Consider the following 23,080-nt stretch of genomic DNA (forward strand, 5'->3'; position numbering starts at 1 on the left):
GATCCCGGCATGCCGGGATCAACCGTAAGTGCATCTGAAGTCTTTGGAGTGACCGGTGGCTGCCAACTGCGACGTCTGCGGCAAGGGGCCGGGCTTCGGCAATAGCATCTCGCACTCCCACCGTCGTACGCCCCGTCGCTGGAACCCGAACATCCAGCGCGTGCGTACCGTAGTCGGTGGGACGCCGAAGCGCGTGAACGCTTGCACCTCGTGCATCAAGGCCGGCAAGGTCTCGCGCTGACGCATATCCCCCACCTCTCGGCTTCGCTCGAGACGGGGGGACCTCACATCGCGCGCGGCCACTGCTGGTTGCTGCACAAAGCCGGTCCACCATTGGTGGGCCGGCTTTCTGCCATGCCCGCCGACCGTCTGACGGTCTCTGCGGGCCACCGAGCGGGCCCCGCGACGGACATCAGACTCCCGGAGCATCCGGCGGCGTGAGGCCCCTCGCCCGTCCGAGCCGCCAGCCATGATCCACCGGCCCGATCCCGCCGCCGAGGGCGAAGCCCGCCGCGATCGCCCCGGTGACGTACTCCTTGGCCGCCGCCACCGCCTCCGGCACGGTCCGCCCCTTCGCGAGCTGTGCCGCGATCGCCGAGGCGAGGGTGCAGCCCGTGCCGTGGGTGTGCCGGTTGTCGTGCCGGGGCGCGCGCAGCCAGTGCTCCTCGGAGCCGTCGGTGAGCAGGTCGACGGCGTCGCCGGGCAGATGCCCGCCCTTGATCAGCACCCAGCGCGGCCCGTACGCCAGGACGGCCGCCGCGGCCTGCCTGAGATCGCGCTCCGACTCGACGCGTACGCCGGTCAGCTGGGCCACCTCGTCGAGGTTGGGCGTGGCGACGGTGGCGGCCGGCAGCAGCCTGGTGCGGACGGAGTCGAGGGCCGAGGCGGCCAGCAGCGGGTCGCCGTGCTTGGAGACGCCGACCGGGTCGACGACCACCGGCGCGTCGGTGCCGGCGATCAACTCGGCCACCGCTTCGACGAGTTCGGCGGAGGACAGCATCCCGGTCTTCACGGCCCCTACGCCGATGTCGTCGACGACGCTGCGGTACTGGGCGCGCACCGCCTCCACGGGCAGCTCCCAGACGCCTTGGACGCCGAGGGAGTTCTGCGCGGTGACGGCGGTGACCACGCTCATGCCGTGGGTGCCGAGCGCGAGCATCGTCTTGAGGTCGGCCTGGATGCCGGCGCCGCCGCCGGAGTCGGAGCCGGCCACCGTCAGGACCCTCGGGGGTATCACGACTCCATGTCCCCGAAGTGGTCCCAGCCGCCCTTGCTGGTCCAGGGGGCTCCGTCGACCGTCACCTGGGGCAGCGCGGAGGGGTTGAGGACCTCGCCGATCACCTTCCAGCGGGCCGGGAGCTTCACGTCCGGCGGGAAGGTCGCCACGATCGCGTGGTCCTCGCCGCCGGTCAGCACCCACTGGATGGGGTCGACGCCGACGGCCTGCCCGATGTCGTTCATCTGGGAGGGCACGTCGATGGCGCCGGAGCGGATGTCGATGCGGACCTTGCTGGCCTCCGCGATGTGACCCAGGTCAGCGATCAGCCCGTCGCTCACGTCGCACATCGAGGTCGCGCCCAGGGCGGCGGCGGCGGGACCCGCGTGGTACGGCGGCTCGGGGCGGCGGTGGGCCTCGACGAAGGCGCGGGGGGAGCGGAATCCGCGGGAGAGGACCGCGTACCCTGCGGCGGACCAGCCCAGCCAGCCGGTCACCGCGACGAGGTCGCCGGGCTGGGCACCGGACCGGGTGACCGGCTCCTGGTTGCGCAGATCGCCGAGCGCGGTGATCGACACCATGATCGTGTCGCCGCGTACGACATCGCCGCCGACCACCGAGGCGCCGGCGACCTGGCACTCGTCGCGCAGGCCGTCCATCAGCTCGGTGGGCCAGGTGACCGGCAGTTCGCCGGGCACCACGAGGCCGAGGAGCAGTGCGGTCGGCACGGCTCCCATCGCGGCGATGTCGGCGAGGTTCTGGGCGGCGGCCTTGCGGCCGACGTCGTAGGCGGTGGACCAGTCCCGGCGGAAGTGCCGGCCCTCCAGCAGGATGTCGGTGCTCGCCACGACCCGGCGGTCGGGCGCGGCCACCACCGCGGCGTCGTCACCGGGTCCGACCCGGACCGCCGACGTGGTGGTGAGACGGGAGGTGAGCTCCCTGATGAGCCCGAACTCCCCGAGCTCACCAACAGTGCCCTTCATCGCCCCAGCTCCCCTTCTGTCCCTGTCCGTGCCCGGTCGCGCGTCACCAGTGTCCTCGATACGGTCGGGACATCCGTCAACTTCGGTCGTGCCCGCACCCCGGCGCGCGAGCCGCGGTCCGCGCAGGTCTCCCCGCGGCGAGCGGCAACGCGATACCGTGGCGTTCCTTTTCCCCACATGATCCTCGTGGCCGCCCTGGAGGTTCCGTGGTACAGGCGTACATCCTGATCCAGACGGAGGTCGGCAAGGCGTCGACCGTCGCCGAGACGATCAGCAAGATCCCTGGGATCGTCCAGGCCGAGGACGTCACAGGTCCCTACGACGTGATCGTGCGGGCCCAGGCCGACACGGTCGACGACCTCGGTCGCATGGTGGTCGCCAAGGTCCAGCAAGTGGACGGGATCACCCGCACCCTGACCTGCCCGGTGGTGCATCTGTAGCCCCCGTCTACCCTTGGCCGGTGAACGCTTTCCGTCCCCGGCCGGTCGTCCTGCCCCCGCTCGCCCTCCTGCTGGCTGCGGTGGGCTGTTCCTCAGCAGACGGTGACGTGTCGGCGGCGGTTCCCAGCCCCTCGGCGACCGTCACCGAGCTGTGCCGGAACCTGGACAGAGCACTGCCGTCCGTGGTGGACGACCAGCACCGCCGGGATCCCTCGCCCGCGTCCGCGCTGACAGCGGGCTGGGGGAACCCGGCGATCATACTGCGCTGCGGGGTCGAGCGACCGCCGAAGATGACCGATCCCAAGGTGGCGACGGGCGCAGACCCGGACGCGGTGGCCGGCGGGGTGAACGGGGTCAATTGGCTGATGGAGAAGGGGGACGACGGGGCGTACCGGTTCACGACCGCGAGTCGCCTCGCCTATGTCGAGGTCACGGTGCCCGAGGGGCGGGACACCTCGGGTGTGCTGATCGACCTGGCCTCCGCCGTCAAGAAGGCGATCCCCGAGGGGATCGCCGACTGAGGGCCCGGGGCCTCTCCGAGAGTTCAGGCCCTAGCGCAGTCCCGTGGACCGGCTCAGAGCCGCCTGGATCAGCCTGTCCACCAGCTCCGCGTAGCTGACACCGCTCGCCTGCCACATCGCCGGGTACATCGAGATCGGCGTGAAGCCCGGCATCGTGTTGATCTCGTTGATGACGAACTCGCCGTCCTCGGTGAGGAAGAAGTCCGCCCGGACCAGCCCCTCGCAGGAGGCGGCCTCGAAGGCGTCCACCGCGAGCCGCTGGACGTCCGCGGTCTCCTCCGGCGTCAGCGGCGCCGGCACCAGGCCGGGCGTCGAGTCGATGTACTTGGCCTCGAAGTCGTAGTACGCGTGCGCGTCCGGCGGCGGGATCTCGGCCGGCACGGAGGCGCGCGGGCCGTCCTCGAACTCCAGGACGCCGCACTCGATCTCGCGTCCGCGCAGCGCCGCCTCGACGAGGATCTTCGGGTCGTGGCGCTGGGCCTCCGCGATCGCCTCGTCCAGCCCCGACGGGTCGTCGACCTTGGTGATGCCGATCGAGGAACCCGCGCGCGCGGGCTTCACGAACAGCGGCCAGCCGTGCTCACCGGCGAAGTCGACGATCTTCTTGCGGGCGGCGGACTCCTCCCGCTCCCACTCGCGCGGCCGGATCACCACGTACGGGCCGACCTTGAGCCCGAAGGAGGTGAACACCCGCTTCATGTACTCCTTGTCCTGGCCCACGGCCGAGGCGAGCACGCCCGAGCCCACGTAGGGCACACCGGACAGCTCCAGCAGTCCCTGGAGGGTGCCGTCCTCGCCGTAGGGGCCGTGCAGGACCGGGAAGACGACGTCGACGTCACCGAGGGCCTTGGGCACCGATCCGGGCTCGCTGTAGACGACTTCGCGGTTCGCGGGGTCCACGGAGAGCACCACGGCACCCTCCTGCGAGTCGGCGAGCTCCTCGACGCTGGGCGTACGGCGCTCGGTGATCGCCATCCGCTCCGGCTCGTCGGCGGTGAGCACCCAACGGCCTTCCCGCGTGATACCGATCGGCAGGACCTCGTACTTCGTCCGGTCGATCGCCGTGAGGACGGCGCCGGCGGTGACCATGGAGATCCCGTGCTCGGAGCTGCGTCCGCCGAACACGACGGCCACACGCGGCTTACGAGACGGCTGCTCGGGGCTCTGGGGAAGGTTCTCGGTGCTCATATCGGCATGAGGGTACCCGGTGGTAGGGCGTGGATACAGCGTCGACTCAGGGGGTCGCTCAGCGTCGTTCGGGCTTCGCGCTGCGCGACATCAGCTCCTTGAGGGCGACCATCGGCGGCTTGCCCTCGTGGACGATCCCGACGACGGTTTCCGTGATGGGCATGTCGACGCCGTGCCGGCGGGCCAGATCCAGCACGGACTCACAGGACTTGACGCCCTCGGCGGTCTGCCTGGTGACGGCGATGGTCTCCTGGAGGGTCATGCCCTTGCCGAGGTTGGTGCCGAAGGTGTGGTTGCGGGAGAGCGGCGAGGAGCAGGTCGCCACCAGGTCGCCGAGGCCCGCGAGTCCGGAGAAGGTCAGCGGGTCGGCGCCCATAGCGAGGCCCAGCCGGGTGGTCTCGGCGAGTCCGCGCGTGATGAGCGAGCCCTTGGCGTTGTCGCCGAGGCCCATGCCGTCCGCGATGCCGACGGCGAGCCCGATGACGTTCTTGACCGCGCCGCCGAGTTCGCAGCCGACGACGTCGGTGTTGGTGTACGGGCGGAAGTACGGCGTGTGGCAGGCCGCCTGGAGCCGCTGGGCGACGCTTTCGTCGGTGCAGGCGACCACGGCCGCGGCCGGCCTGCGGGAGGCGATCTCCTTGGCGAGGTTGGGCCCGGTGACCACGGCGATCCGATCCCGGCCCACCTCGGCGACGTCCTCGATCACCTCGCTCATGCGCATGGTCGTACCGAGTTCGACGCCCTTCATCAGCGAGACGAGGACGGTGCCCGGGGCGAGCAGCGGGCGCCAGGCGGCGAGGTTGTCGCGCAGGGTCTGCGAGGGGATGGCGAGGACGGTGAAGTCGGCGTCCCGGGCGGCCTCGGCGGGGTCCGCGGTGGCCCGGAGGTTCTCCGGGAGTTCGACGCCGGGGAGGTAGTCCGGGTTGCTCCGCGTGGAGTTGACCGTGTCGGCGAGCTGGGCGCGGCGCGCCCACAGCGTCACCTCGCAGCCCGCGTCGGCGAGCACCGTGCCGAAGGCCGTACCCCAGGAACCGGTGCCGAAGACGGCGGCCTTGACGGGCTTGCTCACTTGCTGTTCTCCCCCTTGTGGCCGGTCCGCGCCTGGGACCTGCCGTGACTGGTCTGCGCCTGCGTCCGGCGCCGCTGCTCGCTGCGTTCGCGGCGCGGGTCGTAGGGCCTGTCGGGCGCCTTCTCGCCCCGGATCTCCTCCAGCTGCCGGGTGACGGCGGCCATGATGACGTCCGTCGCCTCCTTCAGCAGCTCGGGAGTCATCTCCCGGTCGTAGAACGGGGAGAGGTCCACGGGCGGGCCCGCCAGGACGTGGTGGGTCTTGCGCGGAAGCAGGTCGGGCTTCTTGGCGTAGGGCGGCAGCAGTTCGTTGACGCCCCACTGCGCGACCGGGATCACCGGGCACTTGGTCTGCAGGGCGACGCGCGCGGCCCCGGTCTTGGCGCTCATCGGCCAGCCGTCGGGATCGCGGGTCAGGGTGCCCTCGGGGTAGAAGGCGACGCATTCGCCGCGCTCCACCGCCTCGATCGCCGCCCGGAAGGCGCTGAGCGCGTCCGTGGACTCGCGGTAGACGGGGATCTGTCCGGTGCCGCGCATCGCGGCGCCGACGAACCCCTTCCCGAAGAGACCGCTCTTCGCCAGGAATCGCGGAACCCGCCCGGTGTTGTACTGGTAGTGCGCGTATGCGAAGGGGTCGAGGTGCGAATTGTGGTTCACCGCGGTGATAAACCCGCCCTCGGCAGGAATGTGCTCCGTCCCGCGCCAGTCCCGCTTGATCAGAATCACCAGCGGCGGTTTGCAGAGCACCGCTGCGAAGCGGTACCAGAAGCCGATTCTGCGGCGGGGCACGCGAACACCTTCCTCTAGGACTTCCCTCAGTTCCCTGACTTCCTTTGGGCCTGGGGCCGGACAAGTGTCGCCCCGCGCCGCCGGTCTGTCGAGAACACCGTACGCCCCGACCGAGGTGGCGCCGGAGGGAGCGGGGGACAATGTCCGCGACGAGAGAGAGACGGTACGCCGGTGCAGTGGAGCTTGGTCATCCCCCTGAAGCCCTTGGCGCTGGCCAAGAGCAGGCTCGCGGACACCGCCGCCGACGCGCTGCGTCCGGGCCTCGCCCTGGCCTTCGCCGTGGACACCGTGACGGCCGCGCTGGCCTGTACCGCGGTGCGTGATGTGGCCGTGGTCACCAATGACGAACTGGCCGGGCGCGAACTCGCGGCGCTCGGCGCGCGCATCGTCCCCGACGACCCGCGCGCGGGTCTGAACGCCGCCCTGGCGCATGCGGCGGCGGCGGTGCGCGCCACGCTTCCCGACAGTGCGGTGGCCGCACTCAACGCGGATCTGCCCGCACTGCGTCCCCCGGAATTGGCCCGTGTCCTTGATGCGGCCGCGCAATTCCCGCGCGCTTTCCTCCCCGATGCGGCAGCAATCGGTACAACTCTGCTCACGGTGGCACCCGGCCATGAATTGCTTCCCGCATTCGGCCCCGATTCCCGCGCCCGGCACCGCGCCTCCGGCGCCACGGAACTCCGGCCGACGGCCGTGGATTCCGTACGGCAGGACGTGGACACCGGTGAGGACCTGCGGGCGGCGCTGGCGCTAGGGGTGGGGCCACGAACGGCCGCCGCGGCCGCGCGCCTGCTGATTCCGGGGCAGTAGGCTGCCGGTCATGCAGGCCACCGCATACACGTACGACGCCGGCACCCGCAGCGGGCAGGTGCTGCTGGACGACGGCACCCCGGTGCCCTTCGACGCTCCGGCGTTCGACGCGGGCGGGCTGAGGCTGCTGCGCCCGGGACAACGGGTGCGGATCGAGACCGAGGGCGAGGGCGACTCCCGGCGCGTCACTCTCGTCACCCTCCAGACCTTCTGACTCCAGGCCGTATGACTCCAGGCCTTGTGAGCCTTGCGGCCCGGTCGGAGTCCCGCAGAACGCCGCGGGCCGGACTCCGAGAGGGAGTCCGGCCCGGCGCGTGAGTGCCGTTGAACGCTTGCGCCTCAGCGAGCGGTGGTCTTCTTCGCAGTGGTCTTGCGGGCGCTCGACTTCTTGGCGGGGGCCTTCTTGGCCGTCGCCTTCTTCGCCGGGGCCTTCTTGGCGGCCGTCTTCTGGGCCGTGGCCGTCTTGGCCGTGGTCTTCTTGGCGGCCGGCGTCGCCGTCTTGGCGGTCGTCTTCTTCGCGGCGCCCGTGGTCTTCTTCGCGGCGCCCGTGGTCTTCTTGGCCGCGGCCGTCGTCTTCTTCGTCGGGGCGGCCTTCTTCGCGGCGGCCGTCGCGCGCTTGGCCGGGGCGGCCTTCTTCGCCGCGGCCTTCTTGACCGTGGCGGCGGCGCCGCCGGTCAGGCTGCCCTTGGGGGCCTTCTTGACGGCGACCTCGCCGCCGCGCGGGAGCTTCTTCGAGCCGCTCACCAGGTCCTTGAAGCCCTGGCCCGCGCGGAAGCGCGGCACGGACGTCTTCTTGACCCGAACCCGCTCGCCCGTCTGGGGGTTGCGGGCGTAGCGGGCCGGACGGTCGACCTTCTCGAACGATCCGAAGCCGGTGACCGAGACCCTGTCCCCGGCGACGGTCGCGCGGACGATGGCGTCCAGGACCGCGTCGACGGCGTCGGCGGCCTGCTGCCTGCCGCCCACCTTGTCGGCAATCGCTTCTACGAGCTGCGCCTTGTTCACGTCTTCCCCTTCGGAGACATTGCCAGAACGAAAGTGTTCAAGCGTTTTCGCACGTTAGGCAGATATATACCGCAAATCAAACACGAAACGGGCTAATCACCCTTGTGCCGCAACGAACTCGGCTGCTCCGGAGGCGATCAACGCTCCTCTTCGGGGACGCGTCCCGCGTCGAGGTCCGCCATGAACCGCTCCAGCCGCCTTGTCGCGTCGGCGAGATCGTGCTTGGCCGCGGCCGTAATGACCAGCAGCTTCCGGGTCAGCGCCATCCGTACGCCCTCCGGGACTTGCAGTGCGCGCACTCTTGCGTGCGCTTCCTTGAGCTGGTTCGCGACCGCCGTATAGAGCTCGAGTTGGCCGTCGTGTTCCATGCACAGATTGTGCCATCTGGGGCGAGTTGTCGCCCGCCCAGGGGGCAACTGACGCCTCGTAGGGGGCTCCTGGCACCTCGGGAGGTCCTGGCCCCGATGGGCGCGTACCCCAGCAACCACCGTCCTAACGTGGGAAGTTGGGAGATACGGCGAAGATCGGCGGGGCCGAACGGGTGCAGACATGGCCGTACCCCCGATCGGGCCGATCGGGGGTACGGAGGGGGTTCTCGGTGGCTGGAATTCGACCAGATCCGGTCGTCCCCGGCCGGCCGCGAGGCCGGATCCGGGCGGATCCGCGCCCTGGTTCGGGCCGGGCGCGGGCCAGGATCAGCTCTGGAGCGTCCTCGGCTTGTACGACGGCCGCTTGGCCTCGTACGCGGCGATGTCGGGCTCGTTCTGCAGCGTGATGGAGATGTCGTCCAGCCCGTTCAGCAGCCGCCAGCGGGCGTTCTCGTCGAGTTCGAAGGGGGCGGTGATGCCCTCGGCGCGTACCTCGCGCCGCTCGAGGTCGACCGTGATCTCGGCGGTGGGGTCCTGCTCGGTCAGCTCCCACAGCGCGTCCACGATCTTCTGCTCCAGCAGGACCGTGAGCAGGCCGTTCTTCAGCGAGTTGCCGCGGAAGATGTCGGCGAACCGGGAGGAGATCACGGTCTTGAAGCCGAAGTTCTGCAGTGCCCAGACGGCGTGCTCACGGGAGGACCCGGTGCCGAAGTCGGGGCCGGCCACCAGGACGGTCGCGCCCTTGCGCTCGGGCTGGTTGAGGATGAACGACCCGTCCTTGCGCCAGGCCTCGAACAGTCCGTCCTCGAACCCGTCCCGCGTGACCTTCTTGAGCCAGTGAGCAGGGATGATCTGGTCGGTGTCGACGTTGGAGCGGCGCAGCGGGACGGCCCGGCCGGTGTGCGTGGTGAATGCTTCCATGACTGATCAGACTCCAGCGGGCGTACGGGTCTCGGCGTCGGACAGATCGGCCGGGGAGGCCAGGTGGCCCAGGACGGCCGTGGCGGCCGCGACCTGCGGGGACACCAGGTGCGTACGACCGCCCTTGCCCTGCCGGCCCTCGAAGTTGCGGTTGGAGGTGGACGCGGAGCGCTCACCCGGCGCCAGCTGGTCGGGGTTCATGCCCAGACACATCGAGCAGCCCGCGTGCCGCCATTCGGCGCCGGCGTCCTTGAAGACGACGTCCAGGCCCTCGGAGACGGCCTGCAGACCGACCCGCGCGGAGCCGGGGACGACCAGCATCCGTACGCCGTCGGCGACTTTGCGGCCCTTCACGAGTTCGGCGGCGGCGCGCAGGTCCTCGATGCGACCGTTGGTGCACGAGCCTACGAAGACGGTGTCCACCTTGATGGAGCGCAGCGGCTGACCGGCCTCCAACCCCATGTATTCCAGGGCCTTTTCGGCGGCGTTGCGCTCCGAAGCGTCTTCGTACGAAGCCGGATCGGGGACGGTCGCCGAAAGGGGCGCGCCCTGGCCCGGGTTGGTGCCCCAGGTAACGAACGGCGACAGTTCACCGGCCTTGATGACGACCTCGGCGTCGAACTCGGCGTCGTCGTCCGTCCTGAGCGTCTTCCAGTACGCGACGGCGGCGTCCCAGTCCTCGCCCTTGGGGGCGTGCGGGCGGCCTTCGAGGTACGCGAAGGTGGTCTCGTCGGGGGCGATCATGCCCGCGCGGGCGCCGGCCTCGATCGACATGTTGCAGATGGTCATCCGGGCCTCCATCGAGAGCTTCTCGATGGCGGAGCCGCGGTACTCCAGGACGTAGCCCTGGCCGCCGCCGGTGCCGATCCGGGCGATGATCGCCAGGATCAGGTCCTTGGCGGTGACGCCGTCGGGCAGTTCACCGTCGATGGTGATCGCCATGGTCTTCGGGCGGGCCATCGGCAGCGTCTGGGTGGCCAGCACATGCTCGACCTGCGAGGTGCCGATACCGAAGGCCAGGCCGCCGAAGGCGCCGTGCGTGGAGGTGTGGGAGTCGCCGCAGACGACGGTCATGCCGGGCTGGGTCAGGCCGAGCTGCGGACCGACGACGTGCACGACGCCCTGCTCGACGTCGCCCAGCGGGTGCAGCCGGACGCCGAACTCGGCGCAGTTCTTGCGCAGCGTCTCCAACTGGATGCGCGAGACCGGGTCGGCGATCGGCTTGTCGATGTCGAGGGTCGGGGTGTTGTGGTCCTCGGTGGCGATGGTGAGGTCGCGGCGGCGCACCTGTCGGCCGCCCTTGCGGAGGCCGTCGAAGGCCTGCGGGCTGGTCACCTCGTGCAGCAGGTGCAGATCGATGAAGAGGAGGTCGGGCTCGCCCTCGGCGCGCCGGACGACGTGGTCGTCCCAGACCTTCTCCGCGAGTGTCCTACCCATCGCTTTCCCTCCGACCGGCCAACCGCGCCGGCCCAACTAGAGATCTTGTGGGGGCGGCTACGCGCCCCTCCGGCTCACCGGGCGCCCCTGCTTGCCGGGCACCCGCCGCCAGGCCCGTTGGTCCTCGGGCCGCTGTGCATCCAAGGGTTGCGCGTCTCACGGAAAATTGAACTTGCGTTTCACAGAGTGAGACGAGAATATCGTTTCATGGACAACAGTAGCGGCGTAGGCGTTCTGGACAAGGCAGCCCTTGTCCTGAGCGCCCTGGAGTCCGGTCCGGCCACCCTCGCAGGCTTGGTCGCTGCCACCGGACTCGCACGACCCACGGCCCACCGGCTGGCCGTGGCTCTGGAGCACCACCGTATGGTGGCGCGGGACATGCAGGGCCGTTTCATTCTCGGCCCGCGCCTGGCCGAACTGGCCGCGGCCGCGGGCGAGGACCGCCTCCTCGCGACGGCCGGTCCGGTGCTCACCCACCTCCGTGACATCACGGGCGAGAGCGCCCAGCTCTACCGCCGCCAGGGCGACATGCGCATCTGCGTCGCCGCGGCGGAACGCCTGTCGGGCCTGCGGGACACGGTCCCGGTCGGCTCGACGCTCACGATGAAGGCGGGCTCCTCGGCGCAGATCCTGATGGCCTGGGAGGAGCCCGAGCGCCTCCACCGCGGCCTCCAGGGCGCCCGCTTCACGGCGACGGCCCTGTCGGGCGTACGGCGCCGGGGCTGGGCCCAGTCGATCGGCGAGCGCGAGCCGGGCGTCGCGTCCGTCTCCGCGCCGGTGCGCGGTCCGTCGAACCGCGTGGTGGCCGCCGTCTCGGTCTCCGGGCCCATCGAGCGTCTCAGCCGCCACCCCGGACGCATGCACGCGCAGGCGGTCATCGACGCCGCGGGCCGCCTGTCGGAGGCCTTGCGCCGCACCGGCTGACGTAGGCCGAAGACGCGGAACAGGGACACAAGCCAGGGAACAGAGCGGGCCTCAACGCCGCGGCACGCTCTGCCCCTCCCCGGATCCGGTCCCTACGACGCCGAGGCGCGCCAGGCCAGCCGGTCCTTCGCGGACCGCCCCCGCTCCCCCAACGGCACCTGTCCGTGCGCCGCCGCGAGCCCGAACGCCGGCATGTCACCGTAGATCGCCTCGTACCGCCCCTCCGGCACGACGTACGTCTCGTGCCAGATGCCCACGTGGCCGCGCACCTTGCCGTCCCGCTCCATGCGGTTGAGACGGGCCCACACCGCGTGATGGAAGGCGTCCGGCGCACTCGCGTAGGCGTACAGCTTCTCCGGGGACTCCCAGTACTGGACGACGTAGTACGTCCGCGGCGAGGCCGTCAGCAGCACGCGGCTGAGCAGCCCGCGGCCCGGGTCCTTCTTCAGTTCGGCCAGCATGCGGAGCATCGCGAGCATGACCGGCAGCCACTGGTGCACGGCCCAGAAGTGGTTGACGCGCATCCCGATGAGCAGGACGACCACGTCACCGTGGGCATCGGCGGTGGTGCGACTGGCGGCGGACTTCCCGGACATCTGCTTCCCCTCGTCGGTCAGCGATCGCTCATGGGTTGGTCAGCGGCGCTCTCCAAGCCGCTCATGCTTGGATAGTCCCGCTGACCAAGGAGGGCCGCAAGGGATGCGACTGGCCGAACTGAGCAAACGCAGCGGAGTGTCCACCGCGACGATCAAGTACTACCTGCGCGAGGGACTCCTGCGGCCCGGCCGCCAGGTCAACGCGACGACCGCCGAGTACGACGAGGAGCATCTGCGCCGACTGCGGCTGGTGCGGGCGATGATCCAGGTGGGCCGGGTGCCGGTGGCCACCGTCCGGGAGGTCCTCGGGCACGTCGACGACGACTCCCTGGGCCGCACGGTCCGCCTCGGCGCCGCGCTCTGGGCACTCCCGCACGTTCCCGAGCCGGACACGGACGACGAACACCTCCAGGCCGCCCAGCACGAGGCGAGCGAACTCCTGCGGGCCCTGGGCTGGCGGAACGCCGAGCTGCTCACCAGCATCTCCCCCGCCTTCCGCTCGCTGGTGGTGGCGGTGGCCGCGATGCGCCGGCTCGACTTCGACTGGGACGCCGAACTCCTCATGTCCTACGCCCGGTTGATGCACCGCGCGGCCGTCCTCGACCTGGACTTCGTGGAGACGCGGGAGACGGAGGCGGAGCGGGTCGAGACGGCGGTGCTGGGCACGATCCTGGTCGAGCCGATGCTCCAGGCCCTGCACCGGCTGGCCCAGGAGGAGGAGTCGGCACGGCGGTACGGCTTCGAGTGAGCCGCGGCCCGGAGCGGGCCGTACGCGCGTCGGCCTCCGGGAACGGCGAAGGCCCCCCACCGAAGTGGAGGGCCTTCCCTGATGCGTACCCCCGACCGGATTCGAACCGGCGCTACCGCCTTGAGAGGGCGGCGTGCTAGGCCGCTACACAACGGGGGCCTGAACACTGCGTTTCCGCAGATCAGAGCTGGTCTACCTGGACTCGAACCAAGAATGACGGTACCAGAAACCGTAGTGTTGCCAATTACACCATAGACCAATATGGTTGATAGTTTTGCGTACCCCCGACCGGATTCGAACCGGCGCTACCGCCTTGAGAGGGCGGCGTGCTAGGCCGCTACACAACGGGGGCCCTAGCGATCCTGCATCGACAACAACGGGTGCGACCCGGACTGTTCCCGCGGGAAGGATCTGTACCCCCGACCGGATTCGAACCGGCGCTACTGCCGTGAGAGGGCAGCGTGCTAGGCCGCTACACAACGGGGGCTTTGCGGACATGATCCGCGGCGCAGATAAGCTCTGCGAGCTGGCCTACCTGGACTCGAACCAAGACTAACTGAACCAGAATCAGTCGTGCTGCCAATTACACCATAGGCCACTGGAACTCAAGCCCCTGCGGGGACCTCGTTCTAGTTCGCTCCCCCGGATCCCGGCCTTTCGGCCCGCTCCCCGGCGGCGCAGGAAGAACATTACCCGAAGGTGGACTGCGCTCCAAAACGGGTATCGGCGCCGAGGAGCGCGGGCAGTTCGGCCAGGGTGACGATCCGATGCCGTCCGGACGGCAGGTCGACGGTGGCCGTGCCGCCGTGGCGGTCGATCCACACCGAGAGCAGTCCGGCGTCCGCGGCGCCCCGGCCGTCGATCTCCGGATGGTCGCCGACGTACGCCACCTCGTGCGGGGGCAGACCGAGGGCCTCGCAGGCCGCGAGGAAGGCCCCGGCCTCGGGCTTGGAGACGCCCAGCTCGGCCGCGCACAGGATGGACTCGAAGCGGTCGTGCACCCCGAGGACGCGCAGCTTGTGGTCCTGGACGTGGATGCTGGAGTTGGAGAGCACGGAGTGCCGGTGGCTGGCGGCGAGGGCGTCCAGGACGGGCAGGACGTCGGGGAAGAGAGCCCAGGCAGTCTCGTAGTGCACGAGGTAGCGCTGGAACCAGGCCTCGGCCTCGGCGTCGGTCATCTCCCGCTCCAGGAAGGCCCGGACCCGGTCGCGGCGCTGCTCCTCGAAGGTCAGGCCGCCGGCGGAGAAGCGCGCCCACTGCTGTTCGGTGGCTTCCCGCCACCGCTCCAGCGCCCGCTCGGCGGTGCCGAACCGGTCGAGGAGCCCCTCGGCCAGGAGGTAGCTGCGCATGCCCTCACGGTCGGCGGTGGTGTAGTCGAAGAGGGTGTCGTCGACGTCCCAGACAACAGCGGTGATCGGCATGCCACCGACCGTACCCGGACCGGCTGGGGGTGCGGGGGTCATCCCTCGATGTCGACGAAGCCGGCGCACGGTGACCGCCGTGCGAAGGGGCGGCACCCGGGGTTCCGGGTGCCGCCCCTTCGCGCAGGCACGGCCTACGCCGTCAGCCTCGCCAGGGCCGCGTCGATCCGTGTCAGCGCCTCGTCCTTGCCCAGGATCTCCAGGGACTCGAAGAGGGGCAGGCCGACCGTGCGGCCGGTGACGGCGACGCGGACCGGGGCCTGGGCCTTGCCGAGCTTGAGGCCGTGGGCCTCGCCGGCGGCCAGGACGGCCTCCTTGAGGGCCTCCGGGCTGGTCCAGTCGGCCGCTTCCAGCTTCTCGCGGGCCGTGGCGAGCAGGGCGTCCGAGCCCTCCTTCATCGCCTTCGTCCAGCTCGCCTCGTCGACGGCCGGCTCGGCGAGGAAGAGGAAGTCGACGTTGTCGGTGATCTCGGAGAGGACCTTGAGGCGGGTCTGCGCGTGCGGGGCGATCCGCTGCCACTTCGCCTCGTCGAAGTCCTCCGGCGCCCAGGGGGCGAACGGCGCCCGCAGCCACGGGCGGCAGCGCTCGGTGAACTCCTTCACGTCGAGCAGGCGGATGTGGTCGGCGTTGATCGCCTCGCACTTCTTGAGGTCGAAGCGCGCCGGGTTGGGGTTCACGTCCGTGATGTCGAAGGCCGCGACCATCTCGTCCATCGTGAAGACGTCCTGGTCGGCCGAGAGGGACCAGCCGAGCAGCGAGAGGTAGTTGAGCAGGCCCTCGGGCAGGAAGCCGCGCTCGCGGTAGAGGTTGAGCGAGGACTCCGGGTCGCGCTTGGAGAGCTTCTTGTTGCCCTCGCCCATCACGTACGGCAGGTGGCCGAAGGAGGGGATCTCCTTGGCGATGCCCAGCTCGATCAGCGCCTTGTAGAGGGCGATCTGGCGGGGGGTGGAGGAGAGCAGGTCCTCGCCGCGCAGGACGTGGGTGATCTCCATCAGGGCGTCGTCGACCGGGTTGACGAGCGTGTACAGCGGGGCGCCGTTGGCGCGGACGATGCCGTAGTCCGGGACGTTCTCCGGGGTGAAGGTCAGCTCGCCGCGGACCAGGTCCGTGAAGGTGATCGTCTCGTCGGGCATCCGGAAGCGGACGATCGGGGTGCGGCCCTGGGCCTGGTACTCCTCGACCCGCGCGGCGCTCAGGTCGCGGCAGTGGCCGTCGTAGCCGGACGGCTTGCCGGCGGCGCGGGCGGCCTCGCGGCGGGCGTCCAGCTCCTCCTGGGAGCAGTAGCAGCGGTAGGCGTGGCCGGCGGCGAGGAGCTTCTCGGCGACGTCCTTGTAGAGGTCCATCCGCTGCGACTGGCGGTACGGCGCGTGCGGGCCGCCGCCCTCACCGGAGGCGCTGTCGAACGCCGCCGGGCCCTCGTCCCAGTCGAAGCCCAGCCAGCGCATCGCGTCGAGGAGCTGGCCGTAGGACTCCTCGGAGTCGCGGGCCGCGTCGGTGTCCTCGATGCGGAACACGAACGTGCCGCCGTGGTGGCGGGCGTACGCCCAGTTGAACAGCGCCGTGCGTACCAGGCCCACGTGGGGGTTGCCGGTGGGCGACGGACAGAAACGGACGCGTACGGGGGAGCCGGGTGCGCTAGCCACGCTTGACAACCTTGTTGGTGAGAGTGCCGATGCCTTCGATGCTGACGGAGACCTCGTCGCCGACAGCGAGCGGGCCGACCCCTGCCGGGGTGCCCGTGAGGATCACGTCGCCGGGAAGCAGCGTCATGGCCTCGGTGATGTTGACGATCAGATCCTCGATGGAGTGGATCATCTCGCTGGTGCGGCCGAGCTGCCGCTGCTGCCCGTTGACCGTGAGCTGGATGGTGAGGTCGCCGGGGTCGAGGTCGGTCTCCACCCAGGGGCCGAGGGGGCAGGCGGAGTCGAAGCCCTTGGCCCTGGCCCACTGCTTCTCGCGCTTCTGGACGTCCCGCGCGGTGATGTCGTTGGCGCAGGTGTAGCCGAAGATCACGTCCTTGACGCGTTCGCGGGGGACCTCGCGGCACATGCGGCCGATGACCACGGCCAGTTCGGCCTCGTGATGGAGGTCCTCGGAGAAGGGCGGGTACTGGATGTCGTCCCCGGGGCCGACCACGGAGGTGGAGGGCTTGAAGAAGGCGAACGGGGCGTCCGGCACCTCGTGGCCGAGTTCGCGTGCGTGCTCGGCGTAGTTGCGGCCGAAGGCCACGACCTTGCTGGGGAGCACGGGCGGCAGGAGCCGGACCTTGCTCAGCGGCACCTTCGTGCCGGAGAGCTCGTGCTCCGTGAAGGGGATGCCCTTGATGATGTCGAGAACGAGCTCGTCCGGCTTGTCGCCCTCGACCGCGCCGAAGGCGACGTTCCCGTCGATGGAGAACCTGGCGATGCGCACGGGTTGGTTGGCCCCTTGACTTAAGCGGCTGGAGTCTGACGCTCCAGGCTAACGCGGAAGGGCGTCCCCGGCCGGGGACGCCCTTGACATCCGTGGCCGGCCGCTCTGAGCAGGCGGCGGCCGGTGTGCGTATCTACTCGGCGGGGGAGGTCACCGGGATCTCCATGAGGATGGTGCGCCTGGGGTTGGCGGTCTGGGCCGGGAGGTCGACGGAGTGCTCCTGCTGCTCCGGGAGCCCCAGTTCGTCAGCGTCCTTGAGGTGCGCCAGCGTCGTGCGCCGCGGGTTGGCGATCTTGTGGAACATCGTCGTCGTCTTCACCGTTGTAGTGAACCCTGTCCTGTCCGGGCGCCGGGAGCCGGGTCTCCCGTAAGCGCGTCTTGTCGGATTTGCCATCCCTGTAAAGCGTCAGGCTAAACACGCGATTCCCGGAGAACGCGTGCAGGTCTCATGATCGGCGTGTGAGTTTGCTCACGAATCCGCGCCCAAACCGGTCAATCCAGGCTCTCGATCGACCGCTATGAAACGGACATTGCCCACCTGAACCTGTCATTCCGCTCCTGATCATGGCGACTGGGACACCCCTCACCCCGCGCCCCTTCGCCCCCTTGCGCCCGGATTGCCCCGGATCACTTTCTACGTCCGGTAATCCACCCCTCACCCGCTGTCACGGATGTCACAGCCCGGCCAACAAGCCTTGTTGGAGATCCGGCACTGTGCTGGAATTCCTCGGACCGCCGCGGGATCGAGCCGGCGCGCAGGGCGCACAGCAGCGCCGAGCGGCGGCGAGAAGGGGGAAGCGCCGGTACTCACGACCATCGGGGGGCGTAATTCAGGACGCCCCTCAAGACGCCGACACCGTCCTCTCCGTTCATCCGGAAGGACGCCTGGTCCAGAGGTTGCGACGCTAGTGCAGGGACGTTTCAAGAGGGATGGCAGCGCTTCGGCCGAGCCGGAGCCGCACGGCGGGACTGGCCCTATGGCCGGCGGCTCCTCGCCCCAGCACGCCCAGAACCCGGGCCCGGCCGGCGACGGCGGTGAGCGCCCTGGGCGCCCCGGCGCGTCCGTGTCGTCGAGCCCCCTTCAACCGACTCCGACGGTCAAGCCCCCGACCGGTACCCCCGGCACGGGATCGCGTGTGGCTCTGCGCAACTGGCGCATCTCCACGCGTCTGGTCGCGCTGCTGACGCTTCCCGTGGTCGCGGCCACGACGCTGGGCACGCTGCGCATCAACGAGTCCATGGACGACATCCAGCAGCTCGACAACATGAAGCTGCTGACGGACATGACCTCGCAGGCGACCGACCTGGCCACCCGCCTCCAGGAGGAGCGCGACCAGTCCGCCGGTCCGCTCGCCCACGGCAGGTCCGCGGCCGACTTCACGGTCAAGGGCGCCCGCGAGAAGACCGACGCGGCGCTGGAGTCCTTCAAGGACGCCTCCGAGGAGATCGACGCCTCCAGCACGGACGGCAACCTCCAGGGTGTCCGCGACAGCCTCGTGGGCCTCCTCAGCGACCTCGGCAACCTCGCGAAGGTCCGGAAGTCTGCCTACGCGGAGCCGAAGAACTCCACCCAGACGGTGGAGGCCTATCACCGCCTCATCACCCACCTGCTCGACCTCTCGCAGGACATGGCGCAGGCCACGAGCAACCCGGAGATGATCCAGCGCACCCGCGCGCTGGCCGCGTTCTCCGCCTCCAAGGAGTACGCGTCCGTCCAGCGCGCCGCCCTCGCCGCCGCGCTGCCGGTCAACGACGACGTCTACGGCGAGATATCGGAGAACGACCGGCAGTACGCCGAGGCCGCCCTGGAGAACGAGGACTCCGAACTCGCCAGCTTCCGCAGCATCTTCGGCGACCAGGGTGCGGAGGAGCTGCTCGCGCCCGTCGAAAAGGGCAGCCCGACCATCGAGGACGCCGACACGTACGCCAACCGTGCGCTCAGCTCCCCCAACGGTCTGAGGTCGCTGGACAAGCGGTCGTACAAGGACTGGCTCGACGCCAGTACCACCAAGATCCGCCAGATGAAGAACATCGAGACCACGCTGCTCGAGGACATGGAGCAGAAGGCCCGTGAGCTGCGCGCCGAGTCCGAGCGCGAGGCGATCATCTCCGGTGCGCTGATCCTGCTCGTCCTCGGTGTGTCGCTGGTCGGCGCGTTCGTCGTCGCCCGGTCCATGATCCGCTCGCTGCGCCGGCTCCAGGAGACGGCCACCAGGGTCGCCCAGGACCGGCTGCCCGAGCTGGTCAAGCAGCTGTCCGAGTCCGACCCGCAGGACGTCGACACGTCCGTGGAGTCGGTCGGTGTGCACTCGCGGGACGAGATCGGCCAGGTGGCCGCGGCCTTCGACGACGTGCACCGCGAGGCCGTCCGCCTCGCCGCCGAGCAGGCCCTCCTGCGGGGCAACGTCAACGCGATGTTCACCAACCTCTCGCGCCGCTCCCAGGGCCTCATCCAGCGTCAGCTGTCGCTCATCTCCGAACTGGAGTCGCGCGAGGCCGACCCGGACCAGCTGTCCTCGCTGTTCAAGCTCGACCACCTCGCGACCCGCATGCGCCGTAACGGCGAGAACCTCCTCGTCCTCGCCGGTGAGGAGCCCGGCCGCCGCTGGACCCGTCCGGTCCCGCTGGTCGACGTGCTCCGCGCCGCCGCCTCCGAGGTGGAGCAGTACGAGCGCATCGAGCTGTCCTCCGTGCCGACCACCGAAGTGGCCGGCCGGGTCGTCAACGACCTCGTGCACCTCCTCGCCGAGCTGCTGGAGAACGCGACCTCGTTCTCCTCCCCGCAGACCAAGGTCAAGGTCACCGGTCACGCGCTGCCCGACGGCCGCGTCCTGATCGAGATCCACGACACCGGCATCGGCCTCTCCCCCGAGGACCTCGCCGCGATCAACGAGCGGCTCGCGTCGCCGCCCACCGTGGACGTGTCGGTCTCCCGCCGCATGGGTCTGTTCGTGGTCGGCCGGCTGTCGCAGCGTCACGGCATCCGCATCCAGCTCCGCCCGTCCGACTCCGGTGGTACGACCGCGCTGGTCATGCTGCCCGTGGATGTCGCCCAGGGCGGCAAGAAGCCCCAGCCCAAGCCCGGTCAGGGCAGCGTGTCCGGCGGTCCCGCCGCCGCGCAGGCCGCCGCCGGTGTCGCCGCCGCCCGCCGTCAGGGCGGTCAGGGCGGTGCCCTCGGCGCCGGTTCCGGCACGGGTGGCCTGCTCGGCGCCGGCCAGGGTCCCCGGGCCGCGCTGCCCGGCCGTGACGGCGGTGGCCGTCCCGGTACGCCGCGCGGGCCGCAGGGTCCGGCCTCGCCCCCGCAGGGCCGTCCGGCTCCGGCCGGCTCCGGCTTCGGCGGCCAGGCCCCGGGTGCCACGCAGGGCCTCCAGTCGACCGGCACCGGTACGCCGGGCCAGGGCCAGGGCCAGGACATGTTCGGCGCCGGGCGTCCGCCCGCGCCGCGCCAGAACGACAACCGTGGCGAGCAGGGCGGTCGCGGCCGTGGCCGTCAGCCGCAGCTGCCGCCGCGCGGCGGCGGCCCGCGTGCCGAGCTGCCGGGCGGCAACCCGCAGCCCCGCGTCACCAGCTGGGCCGACGACAACGCCCAGCCGCCGGTCGCGCGCACCCCGCTGGACGCCCCGCGCGGCCACGACGAGCCGGACGCCGCGCAGACCTCGCGGATGCCGCGCATCGACGACCGCCAGGGTCCCGGCGGCACCGCCGAGATACCGAGGATCGACGAGCGCCAGGGCCCGGCCGGCCCCGCGGACTTCGCGCGCCCCGGCGCGGGCGGCCCGCAGCACACCGGTCAGTTCCAGGACATGGGCCAGTTCTCCGGCCTGAACGGCGCCCAGGACACGGGCCAGTTCCCGGCTCCGGGTGCGAACGGACGGCAGGACGGCTACGTCCGCAACGACGTCTTCGGCACGCCGGGCGGCCAGAACTCCCCGGCGGCCCCCAACCGGTACGCCGCTCCGCAGTCCTACGACAACGGTTCCACCGGTCAGTTCCCCAGCCCCGGACAGAACAGCCCCGGCCACAACGGCTCCAGCACCGGCCAGCACGCCCTGCCCGGCCGCCAGGGCCCCTCGTCCACGGGCCAGTTCGACCGGCCCCAGAACGTCAACGGCGGCAACGGCTACGGCTCACCGCAGCAGCAGCCCGTACCGCCTCGCCCCGCCGCCCGTCCCGAGCCGGAGGCCCTGCCGCCGGCCGGTCCGGGTGACGGCCGTACCCCGCTGTTCGACAACCTGGAGACCAACTGGTTCCACGGACAGCAGGCCGACGGAAACGGCAACGGCTCGGCCCCCACGCCGCAGCAACAGCAGCCGCAGGCTCCGGCCGCTCCCCAACGTCCCGCGGCGACAGGCGCCTCCTGGCGCACCTCGCCGAACGACGAACTCGTCCGTCAGGCCGAGCGAGTCCGGCAGCCCGCCGCGGGCGGCGTCACCACTTCCGGCCTGCCGCGCCGGGTGCCCAGGGCGAACCTCGTCCCGGGCACGGCTCAGCAGCAAGAGCACCAAACCGGTCCGCAGGTCTCGCGTGCGCCTGACGACGTACGCGGCCGGCTGACCAATCTCCGTCGGGGCATCGCGCAGGGTCGTCAGGCCGGCAACGGTTCGACCGGCAGTTTCCCGAGCCCCACTCACCAGCAGGAGCGTTAGTTGAGCCAGATGAGCCAGGCGGCACAGAATCTGAACTGGTTGATCACCAACTTCGTGGACAACACCCCCGGGGTGTCCCACACCGTTGTCGTGTCCGCCGACGGGCTCCTGCTCGCCATGTCCGAGGGCTTCCCGCGCGACCGTGCCGACCAGCTCGCGGCCGTCGCGTCGGGTCTCACCTCGCTGACGGCCGGGGCTTCCCGGATCTTCGAGGGCGGCAGCGTGGCCCAGACGGTCGTCGAGATGGAGCGAGGTTTTCTCTTCCTCATGTCCGTCTCGGACGGCTCGTCCCTCGCCGTTCTCGCCCACCCCGAATGTGACATCGGCCTGGTCGGCTACGAGATGGCACTCCTGGTCGACCGCGCGGGCGCGGTGCTCACGCCCGACCTGCGCGCCGAACTACAGGGCAGTCTGCTCCACTGACCCGCCCAGGTACCACCCGCCTCACGAAATCACCGTCCGGCCGACACAATCCCCCCACCGGCTCGACGGACGGCACGACTGACCGAGACTTGCTGTCCCGCCCGGAGGATTCATGACCCCGCCCACCGCCTCTCATGATCCGTACGCGGAGCCGTACGAGGACGAGGGCGACCAGCCGCTGGTCCGTCCGTATGCGATGACCGGCGGCCGGACCAGGCCGCGCTACCAGCTCGCCATCGAGGCGCTGATCAGCACCACGGCCGACCCGGCAGCGCTCATGGGGCTGCTCCCCGAGCACCAGCGCATCTGCCACCTCTGCCGTGAGGTGAAGTCGGTCGCGGAGGTCTCGGCCCTCCTCGCCATGCCCCTCGGTGTGGCGAGGATCCTCGTGGCGGACCTCGCCGAAGCCGGACTGGTGGCCATTCACCAGCCGGGCGGCGACGAGAACAACGGTGGCGCACCTGCGGTGACGCTGCTCGAAAGGGTGCTCAGTGGACTTCGCAAGCTCTGACGGGGGGCGGGCCACCACCTCCGCGAAGATCGTGGTGGCGGGTGGCTTCGGCGTGGGCAAGACCACGTTCGTGGGCGCCGTCTCCGAGATCAACCCGCTGCGCACGGAGGCCGTGATGACGTCCGCGAGCGCGGGCATCGACGACCTCACCCACACCGGGGACAAGACCACCACCACGGTGGCCATGGACTTCGGCCGTATCACGCTCGACCAGGACCTGATCCTCTACCTGTTCGGTACGCCGGGTCAGGACCGCTTCTGGTTCATGTGGGACGACCTGGTGCGCGGTGCCATCGGCGCCGTGGTGCTGGTGGACACCCGTCGGCTGGCGGACTGCTTCCCGGCGGTGGACTACTTCGAGAACTCGGGTCTGCCGTTCGTCGTAGCCCTCAACGGGTTCGACGGCCAGCAGCCGTACCAGCCGGAGGAGGTCCGCGAGGCCCTCCAGATCGGACCGGACACCCCGATCATCACGACGGACGCCCGGCACCGCTCGGACGCCAAGAGTGCGCTGATCACGCTGGTGGAGCACGCGCTCATGGCCCGTCTGCGGTAGGCGGGACCGACACCCGCACCGCCGTACGTCAGTTGTCGTAGGCGTTCCGGAGCCGGCTGTGGCCTTTGACACGGCCGGCTCCGGTGTTCATAACGTT

At 70.5% G+C, this 23,080-nt stretch carries 25 protein-coding genes and 5 tRNA genes; 11 read left to right on the top strand and 19 right to left on the bottom strand.

Annotated elements, in window-relative coordinates:
- Positions 1-55: 55 nt before the first annotated feature.
- Entirely contained in the window at positions 56-241 is a 186-nt protein-coding gene (gene rpmB / locus BZL64_RS07470; RefSeq protein ID WP_073491182.1) for a 50S ribosomal protein L28, read from the top strand.
- A 171-nt stretch (positions 242-412) separates the two neighbouring features.
- On the opposite strand, the gene thiD is transcribed toward rpmB, so the two are convergent.
- Together thiD and BZL64_RS07480 are read right to left on the bottom strand one after the other, a co-directional pair.
- Entirely contained in the window at positions 413-1,237 is an 825-nt protein-coding gene (thiD, locus tag BZL64_RS07475; protein WP_425276022.1) for a bifunctional hydroxymethylpyrimidine kinase/phosphomethylpyrimidine kinase, read from the bottom strand.
- The gene (locus BZL64_RS07480) at positions 1,234-2,199 is read right to left on the bottom strand and encodes a thiamine-phosphate kinase (protein WP_086767352.1); all 966 of its coding nucleotides are present in this window, start codon (positions 2,197-2,199) and stop codon (positions 1,234-1,236) included. Before BZL64_RS07480 ends, thiD begins: the two co-directional genes overlap by 4 nt.
- 206 nt (positions 2,200-2,405) lie before the next feature.
- Here BZL64_RS07480 and BZL64_RS07485 point away from each other — a divergent pair, with 206 nt between their 5' ends.
- Entirely contained in the window at positions 2,406-2,639 is a 234-nt protein-coding gene (locus BZL64_RS07485) for an Lrp/AsnC family transcriptional regulator (RefSeq protein WP_073491184.1), read from the top strand.
- 20 nt (positions 2,640-2,659) lie between these two features.
- Positions 2,660-3,160, top strand: coding sequence for a DUF3515 domain-containing protein (locus BZL64_RS07490; RefSeq protein ID WP_086767354.1), 501 nt, complete (start codon positions 2,660-2,662; stop codon positions 3,158-3,160).
- Positions 3,161-3,190: 30 nt separating this feature from the next.
- On the opposite strand, the gene BZL64_RS07495 is transcribed toward BZL64_RS07490, so the two are convergent.
- The 3 genes from BZL64_RS07495 to BZL64_RS07505 are packed head-to-tail and all read right to left on the bottom strand — an operon-like array spanning position 3,191 to position 6,205.
- On the bottom strand, positions 3,191-4,348 hold the full coding sequence (locus tag BZL64_RS07495) for a D-alanine--D-alanine ligase family protein (protein ID WP_086767356.1): 1,158 nt from the start codon (positions 4,346-4,348) through the stop codon (positions 3,191-3,193).
- A 58-nt stretch (positions 4,349-4,406) separates the two neighbouring features.
- Positions 4,407-5,417, bottom strand: a complete 1,011-nt coding sequence (locus BZL64_RS07500) for an NAD(P)H-dependent glycerol-3-phosphate dehydrogenase (RefSeq protein ID WP_086767358.1) — start codon at positions 5,415-5,417, stop codon at positions 4,407-4,409.
- Positions 5,414-6,205 (bottom strand): lysophospholipid acyltransferase family protein, encoded by a 792-nt coding sequence (locus BZL64_RS07505; RefSeq protein WP_086767360.1) that lies wholly within the window; start codon positions 6,203-6,205, stop codon positions 5,414-5,416. The genes BZL64_RS07500 and BZL64_RS07505 overlap by 4 nt, the downstream gene beginning before the upstream one ends.
- Before the next feature lie 171 nt (positions 6,206-6,376).
- On the opposite strand from BZL64_RS07505, the gene cofC reads away from it, so the two are divergent.
- Together cofC and BZL64_RS40525 are read left to right on the top strand one after the other, a co-directional pair.
- Positions 6,377-7,015 (top strand): 2-phospho-L-lactate guanylyltransferase, encoded by a 639-nt coding sequence (gene cofC / locus BZL64_RS07510; RefSeq protein ID WP_208639382.1) that lies wholly within the window; start codon positions 6,377-6,379, stop codon positions 7,013-7,015.
- A gap of 10 nt (positions 7,016-7,025) precedes the next feature.
- Positions 7,026-7,229 (top strand): hypothetical protein, encoded by a 204-nt coding sequence (locus BZL64_RS40525; protein WP_190046557.1) that lies wholly within the window; start codon positions 7,026-7,028, stop codon positions 7,227-7,229.
- A 125-nt stretch (positions 7,230-7,354) separates the two neighbouring features.
- Here BZL64_RS40525 and BZL64_RS07515 read toward each other — a convergent pair whose 3' ends face one another.
- The 4 genes from BZL64_RS07515 to leuC form a co-directional block, all read right to left on the bottom strand.
- Positions 7,355-8,020 (bottom strand): HU family DNA-binding protein, encoded by a 666-nt coding sequence (locus BZL64_RS07515; protein WP_086767362.1) that lies wholly within the window; start codon positions 8,018-8,020, stop codon positions 7,355-7,357.
- A gap of 137 nt (positions 8,021-8,157) precedes the next feature.
- Positions 8,158-8,388: an SCO5555 family protein gene (locus BZL64_RS07520; RefSeq protein WP_086767364.1), complete on the bottom strand. Its 231-nt coding sequence runs from the start codon at positions 8,386-8,388 to the stop codon at positions 8,158-8,160.
- 327 nt (positions 8,389-8,715) lie between these two features.
- On the bottom strand, positions 8,716-9,309 hold the full coding sequence (gene leuD / locus BZL64_RS07525) for a 3-isopropylmalate dehydratase small subunit (RefSeq protein WP_086767366.1): 594 nt from the start codon (positions 9,307-9,309) through the stop codon (positions 8,716-8,718).
- Positions 9,310-9,315: 6 nt separating this feature from the next.
- A complete protein-coding gene (leuC, locus tag BZL64_RS07530) occupies positions 9,316-10,746 on the bottom strand; it encodes a 3-isopropylmalate dehydratase large subunit (RefSeq protein WP_086767368.1) in 1,431 nt (476 codons plus the stop codon).
- 207 nt (positions 10,747-10,953) lie between these two features.
- Here leuC and ndgR point away from each other — a divergent pair, with 207 nt between their 5' ends.
- On the top strand, positions 10,954-11,670 hold the full coding sequence (gene ndgR / locus BZL64_RS07535; protein ID WP_081219617.1) for an IclR family transcriptional regulator NdgR: 717 nt from the start codon (positions 10,954-10,956) through the stop codon (positions 11,668-11,670).
- 92 nt (positions 11,671-11,762) lie between these two features.
- Here the strand turns inward: ndgR and BZL64_RS07540 are convergent, their stop codons facing one another.
- On the bottom strand, positions 11,763-12,266 hold the full coding sequence (locus BZL64_RS07540; RefSeq protein ID WP_086767370.1) for a DUF4188 domain-containing protein: 504 nt from the start codon (positions 12,264-12,266) through the stop codon (positions 11,763-11,765).
- A 103-nt stretch (positions 12,267-12,369) separates the two neighbouring features.
- On the opposite strand from BZL64_RS07540, the gene BZL64_RS07545 reads away from it, so the two are divergent.
- Positions 12,370-13,014 carry a MerR family transcriptional regulator gene (locus tag BZL64_RS07545; protein WP_086767372.1) on the top strand — a complete coding sequence of 215 codons (645 nt, stop codon included), beginning with the start codon at positions 12,370-12,372 and terminating at the stop codon, positions 13,012-13,014.
- A gap of 86 nt (positions 13,015-13,100) precedes the next feature.
- Here BZL64_RS07545 and BZL64_RS07550 read toward each other — a convergent pair.
- From BZL64_RS07550 to BZL64_RS07590, 9 genes are all read right to left on the bottom strand, one after another.
- Positions 13,101-13,173 (bottom strand) — tRNA-Glu (locus tag BZL64_RS07550).
- Between the two features lie 28 nt (positions 13,174-13,201).
- A tRNA-Gln gene (locus BZL64_RS07555) sits at positions 13,202-13,273 on the bottom strand.
- Between the two features lie 20 nt (positions 13,274-13,293).
- A tRNA-Glu gene (locus BZL64_RS07560) sits at positions 13,294-13,366 on the bottom strand.
- A gap of 62 nt (positions 13,367-13,428) precedes the next feature.
- Positions 13,429-13,501 (bottom strand) — tRNA-Glu (locus BZL64_RS07565).
- 39 nt (positions 13,502-13,540) lie between these two features.
- Positions 13,541-13,612: transfer RNA gene (locus BZL64_RS07570), tRNA-Gln, on the bottom strand.
- Positions 13,613-13,703: 91 nt separating this feature from the next.
- Positions 13,704-14,435 (bottom strand): HAD family hydrolase, encoded by a 732-nt coding sequence (locus BZL64_RS07575; RefSeq protein ID WP_086767374.1) that lies wholly within the window; start codon positions 14,433-14,435, stop codon positions 13,704-13,706.
- A gap of 134 nt (positions 14,436-14,569) precedes the next feature.
- Complete coding sequence (gltX, locus tag BZL64_RS07580; RefSeq protein ID WP_086767376.1) at positions 14,570-16,078, bottom strand: glutamate--tRNA ligase; 1,509 nt, start codon at positions 16,076-16,078, stop codon at positions 14,570-14,572.
- A complete protein-coding gene (locus BZL64_RS07585) occupies positions 16,071-16,847 on the bottom strand; it encodes a fumarylacetoacetate hydrolase family protein (RefSeq protein ID WP_086767378.1) in 777 nt (258 codons plus the stop codon). The genes gltX and BZL64_RS07585 overlap by 8 nt, the downstream gene beginning before the upstream one ends.
- A 133-nt stretch (positions 16,848-16,980) precedes the next feature.
- Positions 16,981-17,166, bottom strand: a complete 186-nt coding sequence (locus BZL64_RS07590) for a hypothetical protein (protein ID WP_167396102.1) — start codon at positions 17,164-17,166, stop codon at positions 16,981-16,983.
- A 589-nt stretch (positions 17,167-17,755) separates the two neighbouring features.
- On the opposite strand from BZL64_RS07590, the gene BZL64_RS07595 reads away from it, so the two are divergent.
- From BZL64_RS07595 to BZL64_RS07610, 4 genes are all read left to right on the top strand, one after another.
- On the top strand, positions 17,756-21,493 hold the full coding sequence (locus BZL64_RS07595) for a sensor histidine kinase (protein ID WP_086767380.1): 3,738 nt from the start codon (positions 17,756-17,758) through the stop codon (positions 21,491-21,493).
- A gap of 9 nt (positions 21,494-21,502) precedes the next feature.
- Positions 21,503-21,916, top strand: coding sequence for a roadblock/LC7 domain-containing protein (locus BZL64_RS07600; protein ID WP_003993189.1), 414 nt, complete (start codon positions 21,503-21,505; stop codon positions 21,914-21,916).
- Between the two features lie 112 nt (positions 21,917-22,028).
- Entirely contained in the window at positions 22,029-22,427 is a 399-nt protein-coding gene (locus BZL64_RS07605) for a DUF742 domain-containing protein (protein ID WP_086767382.1), read from the top strand.
- Positions 22,408-22,983, top strand: a complete 576-nt coding sequence (locus BZL64_RS07610; protein WP_030793795.1) for a GTP-binding protein — start codon at positions 22,408-22,410, stop codon at positions 22,981-22,983. The genes BZL64_RS07605 and BZL64_RS07610 overlap by 20 nt, the downstream gene beginning before the upstream one ends.
- Positions 22,984-23,080: the final 97 nt, after the last annotated feature.

It is taken from the genome of Streptomyces bobili (assembly GCF_002154575.1).
GTDB classification, from domain to species: domain Bacteria; phylum Actinomycetota; class Actinomycetes; order Streptomycetales; family Streptomycetaceae; genus Streptomyces; species Streptomyces bobili.